The sequence below is a fragment of the Streptomyces sp. genome, assembly GCF_050698815.1.
Taxonomy (GTDB): domain Bacteria; phylum Actinomycetota; class Actinomycetes; order Streptomycetales; family Streptomycetaceae; genus Streptomyces.
In genome coordinates, this window is the sequence record NZ_JBOHCV010000025.1 from 1 (window position 1) to 8,653 (window position 8,653).

Annotated in this window: 10 protein-coding genes, 1 tRNA gene and 1 pseudogene; 4 read left to right on the forward strand and 8 right to left on the reverse strand. The window is 72.6% G+C overall.

Annotated elements, in window-relative coordinates; translation table 11 throughout:
• Nucleotides 1-71 precede the first annotated feature (71 nt).
• Complete coding sequence (locus ACRDP3_RS00810; RefSeq protein WP_431514827.1) at nt 72-1,583, reverse strand: ROK family protein; 1,512 nt, start codon at nt 1,581-1,583, stop codon at nt 72-74.
• 73 nt (nt 1,584-1,656) lie between these two features.
• Here ACRDP3_RS00810 and ACRDP3_RS00815 point away from each other — a divergent pair, with 73 nt between their 5' ends.
• Complete coding sequence (locus tag ACRDP3_RS00815) at nt 1,657-2,766, forward strand: Gfo/Idh/MocA family oxidoreductase (protein ID WP_431514828.1); 1,110 nt, start codon at nt 1,657-1,659, stop codon at nt 2,764-2,766.
• Between the two features lie 27 nt (nt 2,767-2,793).
• Here the strand turns inward: ACRDP3_RS00815 and ACRDP3_RS00820 are convergent, their stop codons facing one another.
• From ACRDP3_RS00820 to ACRDP3_RS00830, 3 genes are all read right to left on the reverse strand, one after another.
• Nucleotides 2,794-3,666: a fumarylacetoacetate hydrolase family protein gene (locus ACRDP3_RS00820; RefSeq protein WP_431514829.1), complete on the reverse strand. Its 873-nt coding sequence runs from the start codon at nt 3,664-3,666 to the stop codon at nt 2,794-2,796.
• Between the two features lie 77 nt (nt 3,667-3,743).
• The gene (locus ACRDP3_RS00825) at nt 3,744-4,493 is read right to left on the reverse strand and encodes a YidC/Oxa1 family membrane protein insertase (RefSeq protein WP_431514830.1); all 750 of its coding nucleotides are present in this window, start codon (nt 4,491-4,493) and stop codon (nt 3,744-3,746) included.
• 102 nt (nt 4,494-4,595) lie between these two features.
• Entirely contained in the window at nt 4,596-4,880 is a 285-nt protein-coding gene (locus ACRDP3_RS00830; RefSeq protein WP_431514835.1) for a DUF6412 domain-containing protein, read from the reverse strand.
• A 126-nt stretch (nt 4,881-5,006) separates the two neighbouring features.
• Between ACRDP3_RS00830 and rdgB the strand changes: the two genes are divergently transcribed.
• Complete coding sequence (gene rdgB / locus ACRDP3_RS00835) at nt 5,007-5,642, forward strand: RdgB/HAM1 family non-canonical purine NTP pyrophosphatase (protein ID WP_431514831.1); 636 nt, start codon at nt 5,007-5,009, stop codon at nt 5,640-5,642.
• A 67-nt stretch (nt 5,643-5,709) separates the two neighbouring features.
• Here the strand turns inward: rdgB and ACRDP3_RS00840 are convergent.
• The 3 genes from ACRDP3_RS00840 to bcp form a co-directional block, all read right to left on the reverse strand.
• A tRNA-Leu gene (locus ACRDP3_RS00840) sits at nt 5,710-5,791 on the reverse strand.
• A gap of 14 nt (nt 5,792-5,805) precedes the next feature.
• Nucleotides 5,806-6,822, reverse strand: a complete 1,017-nt coding sequence (locus ACRDP3_RS00845; protein ID WP_431514832.1) for an HNH endonuclease signature motif containing protein — start codon at nt 6,820-6,822, stop codon at nt 5,806-5,808.
• A 185-nt stretch (nt 6,823-7,007) separates the two neighbouring features.
• The gene (gene bcp / locus ACRDP3_RS00850; protein WP_431514833.1) at nt 7,008-7,484 is read right to left on the reverse strand and encodes a thioredoxin-dependent thiol peroxidase; all 477 of its coding nucleotides are present in this window, start codon (nt 7,482-7,484) and stop codon (nt 7,008-7,010) included.
• A gap of 147 nt (nt 7,485-7,631) precedes the next feature.
• On the opposite strand from bcp, the gene ACRDP3_RS00855 reads away from it, so the two are divergent.
• Nucleotides 7,632-7,901, forward strand: a complete 270-nt coding sequence (locus tag ACRDP3_RS00855; protein WP_431514834.1) for a DUF3618 domain-containing protein — start codon at nt 7,632-7,634, stop codon at nt 7,899-7,901.
• Nucleotides 7,902-7,980: 79 nt separating this feature from the next.
• Nucleotides 7,981-8,283: a GroES family chaperonin gene (locus tag ACRDP3_RS00860; protein WP_431514836.1), complete on the forward strand. Its 303-nt coding sequence runs from the start codon at nt 7,981-7,983 to the stop codon at nt 8,281-8,283.
• Nucleotides 8,284-8,331: 48 nt separating this feature from the next.
• Here the strand turns inward: ACRDP3_RS00860 and ACRDP3_RS00865 are convergent.
• A pseudogene (locus tag ACRDP3_RS00865) lies at nt 8,332-8,653 on the reverse strand (hypothetical protein); the annotation flags it as partial.

Sequence of the window (8,653 nt, forward strand, 5' to 3'; positions counted from 1 at the left end):
GCCACGGCCAGCCTAACGGCCGGTGGTGAAGGCCGGTGCTGCGGCCGGGAAGCACCGCCGAAGGCTCCCGGTCACGGCACCGGCCGGGCGGTGGAGCCGGTCGTCCGGCCGAAGAGGGGGGCGAGGACGAGCTGCGCGGCACCCTCCGCCACGGCCCGCACGCCGCCCGGCGCGACCTCGACGCGGATGCCCTCGCCCGCGCCCCTGCCCGCACCCGCACTCCGCAGCTCCGCCGTGACGCCGTCGATGTACGGGTAGGGGTCGGCCAGCACCGTACGGCCGCCCAGCAGCACCCGCTCGATGTCGAGCAGGCTGACGAGGTTGGCGGCGCCGACGCCGATGACACGGGCCGCCTCGCCGGTGTCCCCGCGCCGTACGGCATCCATGCAGAGCACCTCCGCGCAGCCGCGCCTGCCGCACCGGCACTGCGGTCCGTCCAGCCGCAGCACCTGGTGGCCGAACTCGCCCGCGCCGTTCCGCTTCCCCCGGTGGACGCGCCCGTCCAGCACCAGCCCGGCCCCGAGCCCGGTCCCGAGATGGAGATAGGCGAGGGATTCCCGTCCGCGCAGCGCGAGGCCCAGCGCGGCGGCGTTGGTGTCCTTGTCGATGACCACCGGCATGCCGAGCCGCCTGGCCAGCGCGTCCCGCAGCGGATGTCCCGCCCATCGGGGGAAGTGCCGATCGGTCTGGGCGGTGACGCCACGGCGGAGGCCCATGGGGCCGGGCGCGGCCACCCCCACGCCGAGCACGCTTCCCCACCGTCCGGCGACTCCGACGGGCTCCGGCTCCGCTTCCGGTTGCGGTTCCGCCGCCGGCTCCGGCTCGGACCCCGGCGCAGGCTCCGCCCGTCCACCGCGTTCCGCGCCCCGCCCGTCCTCCGTCCACAACTCGCCCTCCTCCGCCACCGCGTACCGCTCTTCGTCGGCGCCCGCCCCCTCCCCCGGAACGGCCACACCACGAGCGGGCTCGGGTTCCGTCCCCACCGTCCACAGCTCGCCCTCCTCGGCCGCCTGCTGCCGCAGCTCCGCACCCTGGGCGCCCACCGCCGCGATGCGGCCGCTCACCGCGACGGCTCCGCTCAGCGCCGGGAGAGCCGCGCCGACCAGCCCGTGCACCGCCGACTCGACTGCGTCCAGCACCGCCTCCGCACCCGCGTCCAGATCCAGCGGAGCGGTCCGTTCCGCGACCACGCCGCCCGAGAGGTCGACGAGGACGGCGGTCAACTGGTCCCGGTCCAGCTGCATCCCCACCGCGTGCCGCGCGCCGGGCGCCAGCCGCAGTACGGTGCTCGGCTTGCCGCCGGTCGAGGCCCGGCGGCCCGCCTCCGTCACCAGTCCGTGCGACCGCAGCCGCGCGGTGATCTTGCTGACGGCCTGTGGAGTCAGCCCCGTGCGGTCGGCCAGCTCGCTGCGGCTCGCACCGTCCCGGCCCGCGAGCCGCAGCAGGCCGAGGACGCGGGCGGCGCTGGTGCCGTAGGGCACCACCGGTTCACTCGGTTCGCCGGGTTCGCCGGGTTCGCCGGGTTCGCCGGGGTCACTGGGCTCAGAGGGCTCAGAGGGCTCACTGCGGTCACTGCTGCTCATGCCGGATTCCCTGCTCATACGCCCATTGTCCGCCCGGCTTGCGCTTACGCAACCGCGTTGCGAAAGTGGTCCCATGGACCGTAAGGAAGCTGCCGAATCCGTGCCCCCGCCCGTTCGACCGCCGCTCCGCGTCGGCCTCATCGGCTACGGCCTGGCGGGTTCCGTCTTCCACGCGCCCCTCGTGGCCGCCACCGCCGGCCTCACCCTGGACACCATCGTCACCGCCCACCCCGAGCGACGGGCCCAGGTGCATGCCGAACACGGCGCGGAGATGCGCACGCTCGCCACCACCGACGAATTCTTCGGGCGCGCCGACTCACTCGACCTCGTGGTCATCGCCTCCCCCAACCGGACGCACGTCGCACTCGCCCGCCAGGCTCTCGAAGCCGGCCTCCCCGTCGTCGTGGACAAACCTCTCGCCGCCACCGCGGCCGAGGCAGAAGCGCTCGCCGCCCTCGCCGACGAACGGGGCCTGCTGCTCTCCGCGTTCCACAACCGCCGCTGGGACAACGACTTCCGCACCGTGCGCTCACTCGTCACCGACGGTGTGCTCGGCGCCGAGATCCGCCGCTTCGAGTCGCGCTTCGAGCGGTGGCGGCCCGAGCCGAAAGGCGGCTGGCGCGAGTCCGGCGACCCGGCCGAGGTCGGCGGACTCCTCTACGACCTGGGCAGTCACCTCGTCGACCAGGCCCTGACCCTGTTCGGCCCGGCCACCTCCGTCTACGCGGAGTCCGACGTGCGACGCCCCGGCGCCGAGGCCGACGACGACACCTTCATCGCCCTCACCCACGCGGGCGGAGTCCGCTCCCACCTGTGGATGAGCGCAGTCGCCGCGCAACTCGGGCCACGCTTCCGGGTGCTGGGCAGTGAGGCGGCGTACGTGAAGAACGGCCTCGACCCGCAGGAAGCCGCCCTCCGCGAGGGCGCCCGCCCGGTTCCCGGTGGACGGTGGGGCGTGGAACCGGAGTCCGGCTGGGGCACGCTGGGCGACCTGGACGCCCGGCGGCCCGTACCGACGCTGGACGGCGACTACCCCGCCTACTACGCCGGGATCGTGGCCGCCCTGCGCGAGGGCGGGCCGCCACCGGTCACCGCCCAGGAGGCCGTCGCCACCCTCCGCGTGCTGGAGGCGGCCCGCACCTCGGCCGCCGAGTCCCGGACGGTGACGACGGGCCTGGCGTGACCCGGGGCGCCCGGCAGCGGACCGGAGTCAGGCGTTCTTCAACTCCTGCCGCTGTCGGCCCAGTCCGTCGATCTCCAGCTCCACCACGTCACCGGCCCGCAGGTACGGCTTAGGCTCCGGCTGCCCCATCGCGACACCCGCGGGCGTGCCCGTGCTGATGACGTCGCCCGGGTAGAGCGTCATGAACCGGCTGACGTACCGCACCACTTCCGTCACCGGGAAGATCTGCTCGGCCGTCGTGCCGTCCTGTTTCAGCTCACCGTTGACCCACAGGCGCATGCCGAGCGCCTGTGGGTCGGGGACCTCGTCCGCGGTCACCAGCCACGGTCCCAGCGGGTTGAACGTCTCGCAGTTCTTGCCCTTGTCCCACTGCCCGCCGCGCTCGAGCTGGAAGGCGCGCTCGGAGACGTCGTTGGCCACCGCGTAACCGGCCACCACCCCGCGGGCCTCCTCCTCCGTCTCCAGATAGCGGGCGGTGCGGCCGATCACCACCGCCAGCTCCACCTCCCAGTCGGTCTTCACACTGCCGCGCGGCACCAGCACCGTGTCGTCCGGGCCGACGACGGTGTCGGCGGCCTTCATGAAGATGATCGGCTCCCCCGGGATCGCCGCCCCGGTCTCCCGCGCGTGATCGTGGAAGTTGAGCCCGATGCACACGACCTTGCCGATACGGGCGACGGGCGGCCCGGTGCGCAGACCGGCCGTCTCCAGCGCGGGCAGCGCTTCGGCGCCCCCGGCCGCAGAACCGGCCGCGTCCCGCACCCGTGCCAGCGCCGCCTCGTCGGCCAACAAGGCACCGTCGATGTCCGGGACCACGCCCGACAGGTCCCGCAGCACACCGGCCTCGTCCAGCAGTGCGGGGCGTTCCGCCCCCGGCGATCCGACACGCAGCAACTTCAAGGTCCTACTCCCGTGATCGAGGGCCGAAAGGGAACGGCCGATCCTCCAAGAGGGCGTTCAGATCGACAAGCCCCTGTTCACGTAGTGGACCGGTCCGCCGTGACGTGAGCATCTCGCCCGGGCCGCCCGGGCCGCCCGGGCCGGCTGGGTCGCCCGGCCCCCAGCGCGGCCCGTTCCACCGCCGTCCAGGTGGTGCTGGTGACGACGTAGAGCGCGGCGGCCAGCGGCACGACGGCCACGGTGATCAGGGTGCCGAACGACAGCAGCGGCAGCAGCCGGGCCATCCTCGCCGCACCCTCACTCGCTTCCGGCGCCTCGGCCGCGATCCGGCGGGTACGCGCGTACGTCCAGGTCGACACGGCCGCGACCAGCGCGAACACCCCCAGATACACCACCCCTTGCGCGCCGAAGACACCACCGGCGTGCAGTGCGCCGATCCACCGTCCGCCGAGCGGCGCACCCAGCAGGGTGTGCCCCAGCAGCCCGTCGTCGCTCGTGAAGAGGTGGTACATGGCGAAGAACACCGGGAGTTGGAGCAGCGTCGGCAGACACCCCGCCACCGGCGAGGCCCCCTCCTTCGCCCGCAGCTCGCCGAGCGCCCGCCGCAGCCGCTCCGGGTCGCTGCCGTGCCTGCGCTGCAGTTCGGCCATGTGCGGTGCGAGCCGCGCCCTTACGCGCTCACCCCGTACGGCCGCCCGGGCCAGCGGATGCAGCGCGAGCCGGACGCACAGCGTGCACACCACGATCGCGGCCGCCGTGGCGGAGGCGCCGAAGAACGGATCGAGGACGTCGGACAGATGCGCGACAAATGAACTGAAAAAAGACATGGCTGAGCCCTCCACGGGGTCTCGTCGTGCCGGATCGATGGAGAGGGATCGGCGTGACGAGCGCGCAGGCTCAGCCGGACATGCGGAGGATCAGGGGGAGCGCTACGCGGCCGTCGCTGTGCGACGGCCGGGCGCCCGGGGACGCGGACGCCCCGCGGCGTCCGGGTCCCGCTGCGGCAGGAACGAGGTGCGGCGCTCACGGTCCCGCATCGCCGTACGGATCCGCCCGTGGGGCACCGACGGCGCGCCGGGAACGACGGCGCCGAGCACCGTGTGACACAGCAGCAGCACCGCGGCCGTGGTCGCGGCGGCGGTCAGTGCCGTGGTCAACCCGGCCTCGGCGAACAGGAATCCGACGAAGGAGAGCAGCAGCGCGGAGAGGTACATGCGCCACGCGCTCACGGTCCGGTAGACCACGTCCCGCCCCTCCCCGTCACTCCCCTGTCGGCCTGTACGCCCGAGAATAGCGCCCACCCTGGGCACCGGCGCCACCCGCACTGGATAATCGGCCGCATGAGCAGCAGCGCCCCCAGCCACCCCACCCACCCCCGCCGACTGATCCTCGCCACCCGCAACCCGCACAAGGTCACCGAACTCCAGGCGATCCTCACCGACGCCGGCCTCGACCTGGAGCTCGTCGGCGCGGACGCCTACCCCGACATCCCCGACGTCAAGGAGACAGGGGTGACCTTCGCCGAGAACGCCCTGCTCAAGGCCCGCACCCTGGCCGTGGCCACCGGCATCCCCGCCGTCGCCGACGACTCCGGACTGTGCGTCGACGTCCTGGGCGGCGCCCCCGGCATCTTCTCCGCCCGCTGGGCAGGCAGGCACGGCGACGACAAGGCCAACCTCGACCTGCTCCTCGCCCAGCTCTCCGACATCGACGCCGAACACCGCGGTGCCCACTTCGCCTGCGCGGCGGCCCTCGCCTCCCCCTTCGGCACCGAGCACGTCGCCGAGGGCCGCCTCCACGGCACCCTCCGGCACGCCCCGTCGGGCACGGGCGGCTTCGGTTACGACCCGATCCTCCAGCCGGACGGCGACTCCCGCACGTGCGCGGAACTCACCCCGCAGGCGAAGAACGCGATCAGCCACCGCGGCAAGGCCTTCCGCGCCCTGGCCCCGGCGGTACGGGAGCTGCTGGGCTGAGCCCGTAGTGGGGGCGGATGAACGAACGAGCCCCCACCCCGGGCTACCGGGGGTGGGGGCTCACGTGTGCGCGAGGAGGGACTCGAACCCTCACGCCCGAAGGCACCGGGACCTAAACCCGACCTGTCTACCAGTTCCAGCACTCGCGCGTGGCCCGCACATCCTACTGCGACGCATGGTCGGTCGACGGGGAACCCCGCCGCCGGTTGCGCCCGCACCAGGTCTCTGTGATCGCGTGACAGTTGGGGCACAGGTACCGCAGATTGTCTCTGCGGTCGTCACGCCAGTCACCGTTGATGTGATCGATCTGAAGAGTCAGTGGCGCTCCGTCCCATGCGCCGGAGTTGCCGCAGCGTACGCATGCGTACGGCACACCGATCTCGTCGAGGGCTCTGCGCAACCGGTCGCGTTTGGTGCGCGGCGAACCCTCGGGAAGCAGGGCGAAGACCTCATGGGCGATCGGCTTCGGCAGAGTGACCTGCCTCGGGAGGCGACTGCGTCGCTGGAAGTGGCTGGTGTCCAGGCCGAGCCGACCCGTGCGCCGCTGCACCCGCCGCCGGTTCACCTCATCCACCGGCATCCGCAGTGATCGAAGCACCCCGGCATAGTGGGGGCTGTGGGCGACGGCTTGCCGGAGCTCGGCGTCCGGGACGGCGACACGTGCGTGGGAGAAGTGCGAGACGTTGACCCCTGCGGCGTGGAGCATCCGGCGCAGCGCCGCGCGCGAACGGCCGTCGTCCGGCACGTCCAGGGCACGCGCGAGTGCCCGCAGACTACGCACGGACGCGGCAGCCTTTCTCAGCTCGTCGTCGGAGAACGGCAGCTCGCATTTGGGCCGGTTCAAGGCGGGAAAATGGCTGACGTCCATCCCGGCTGCGGCGATGCGCCGCCGGATGTGCGACAGCGTCCCCGTCGCGGGTCTGGCGCCCAGCTTGCCGACGACTTCGCGAAGCGTCGAGGACGACGCCACGGCCGCCGCGATGGCGTCGTCCGGATACTTGCTCCACGGACTGCGCCGAGTGAAGTGGTCTGTATCGAGGCCGTACTTGGCGACGTCCTCCTGCAGCATGCGGCGCTGTCCGCCGCTGACCCGCAGACCCAGCGTGCGCATGACGCCCGCCCAGGTCGACGCACCGGCGACCGCGGCGGCCAGCTGCTCCCTCGTGTACCGGACCGGCATCCCGGCGTTCCCCCTTACGCACACACGTCCCCGCCTCGTACAGGTAAACGACGGAGCGGTCCGGGGGTTACGCCTTTCGGGCCAGCGGGTCCCGGTCAGAAGGCCGGGGCTGAGATCGATCACATCCTCGAGAGGTGATCACGCCACCTCCGGTGGAGCGGCTCAGCAGTTCACGGAGTGACTTCTCAGATCGCCAGGTCCTTGATGAGCTTCGCGACGTGGCCCGTCGCCTTCACGTTGTAGAACGCGTGCTCCACGGTGCCGTCCGCGCCGACCACGACGGTGGAGCGGATGACGCCGGTCACCGTCTTCCCGTAGAGCTTCTTCTCGCCGAAGGCGCCGTACGCTTCCAGCGTCTCCTTCGACGGGTCGCCGACGAGCGTGACCTTGAGGCTCTCCTTGTCCCGGAACCTGGCCAGCTTCTCGGGCTTGTCGGGTGAGACGCCGATGACGTCGTATCCGGCGTCCGCGAGCAGGTCGAGGTTGTCGGTGAAGTCGCACGCCTGCTTGGTGCAGCCGGGGGTCAGGGCGGCGGGGTAGAAGTAGACGATGACCTTGCGGCCCTGGCCGGCGAGGTGTCCGGCGAGCGAGACCTGCTTGCCGTCGGCGTCGGGCAGGGAGAAGTCGGGGGCGGTGTCGCCGGGCTGCAGTCGATCGGTCATCTGTGCTCCTCGGGGTCGCTTTCGTCCGCACCGAGGGTAGCCGCAGCCCGGTGGGCCGGGGGTGCCGTGGGGCATCGCACGCGGAAGGCTGACAGACTGTCCGGACGGATTTGACGGGTTGGACTGATGAGCGACGGAGGCAGTGCGGTGTCGGAAGCCAGGACCCCCGCGGACATCGAGGCGGACATCCTCAGCAGGCGGCGGGATCTCGCCGCGACGCTGGATGAGATCGCCGTACGCGTACACCCGAAAACGATCGCGGGGGACGCGAAGGCGAAGGCCACCGCCGCGGTACGGGCGCAGTTGGTCGATGCGGACGGGTCGCCGCGGCTGGAGCGGGTGATCCCGGTGGCGCTCGTCGCGATCGCGATCGTGGGCGGGCTGTACGCGCTGTCGACGCGGCGTCGGCGCGGTTGAGCGGCTGATATACGGTCTTGCCGTGAGTTCCGAGACGTCTGCCGGCCGCGCGCCGGACCACGACAAGCTGCCGATCCGCATGCTGCACGACCGGGTGCTGGTGCGTACGGACATCGAGGAGGGCGAGCGCCGCTCCTCGGGCGGGATCGTGATCCCCGCGACGGCTGCCGTGGGGCGGCGGCTGGCGTGGGCTGAGGTCGTGGCGATCGGGCAGCACGTCCGTACGGTCGAGCCGCACGACCGGGTGCTCTACGACCCGGAGGACCGCGCGGAGGTCGAGGTCCGCGGAGTCGCGTACGTGCTGATGCGGGAGCGCGATCTGCACGCGGTGGCGGCCGAACGGCTGCAGGGCTCCGACGACTCAACGGGCTTGTACCTCTAGGCGGTTGCCCGCTGTGTCACGACCGCGGCTCCGGCCGGCGGTCGCCGGTCAGTCCCCGTCCCACTCGCTACGGGCGGCCGTACTTCCCTGCGACGTGTTCCCGCCGTCCCAGTCGCCGCCGGTATCACCTGTCGTCCCGCCGGAGTCGGTGGTGCCGCCCTGATCGCCCTCGACCGTACCGCCGTTGGTCGGCTGGGGCGGGTCGGTGGGCGGCTCGGTCGGCGGCACGGTGGGTGTGCCGGAGTCGGTGGGCTGGCTCGTCGGGCCGCTGGGAGGCCGCTGGGAGGTGCCGGGGTCGGAGGGCGGGGCGCTGGTGGTGGGGCTCTCTGACGGCGGGGCGGTGGGGATGTCGGCGTCGCCGCCCGTCTCG

Coding starts and splice junctions, on each gene's coding strand:
- rdgB (WP_431514831.1), top strand. CDS start 5,007: ATGAGCAGCAGCGCCCCCAGCCACCCCACCCACCCCCGCCGACTGATC.
- ACRDP3_RS00810 (WP_431514827.1), bottom strand. CDS start 1,583: ATGAGCAGCAGTGACCGCAGTGAGCCCTCTGAGCCCTCTGAGCCCAGT.
- ACRDP3_RS00845 (WP_431514832.1), bottom strand. CDS start 6,822: ATGCCGGTCCGGTACACGAGGGAGCAGCTGGCCGCCGCGGTCGCCGGT.
- ACRDP3_RS00860 (WP_431514836.1), top strand. CDS start 7,981: ATGCTGCACGACCGGGTGCTGGTGCGTACGGACATCGAGGAGGGCGAG.
- bcp (WP_431514833.1), bottom strand. CDS start 7,484: ATGACCGATCGACTGCAGCCCGGCGACACCGCCCCCGACTTCTCCCTG.
- ACRDP3_RS00830 (WP_431514835.1), bottom strand. CDS start 4,880: ATGTACCTCTCCGCGCTGCTGCTCTCCTTCGTCGGATTCCTGTTCGCC.
- ACRDP3_RS00825 (WP_431514830.1), bottom strand. CDS start 4,493: ATGTCTTTTTTCAGTTCATTTGTCGCGCATCTGTCCGACGTCCTCGAT.
- ACRDP3_RS00815 (WP_431514828.1), top strand. CDS start 1,657: ATGGACCGTAAGGAAGCTGCCGAATCCGTGCCCCCGCCCGTTCGACCG.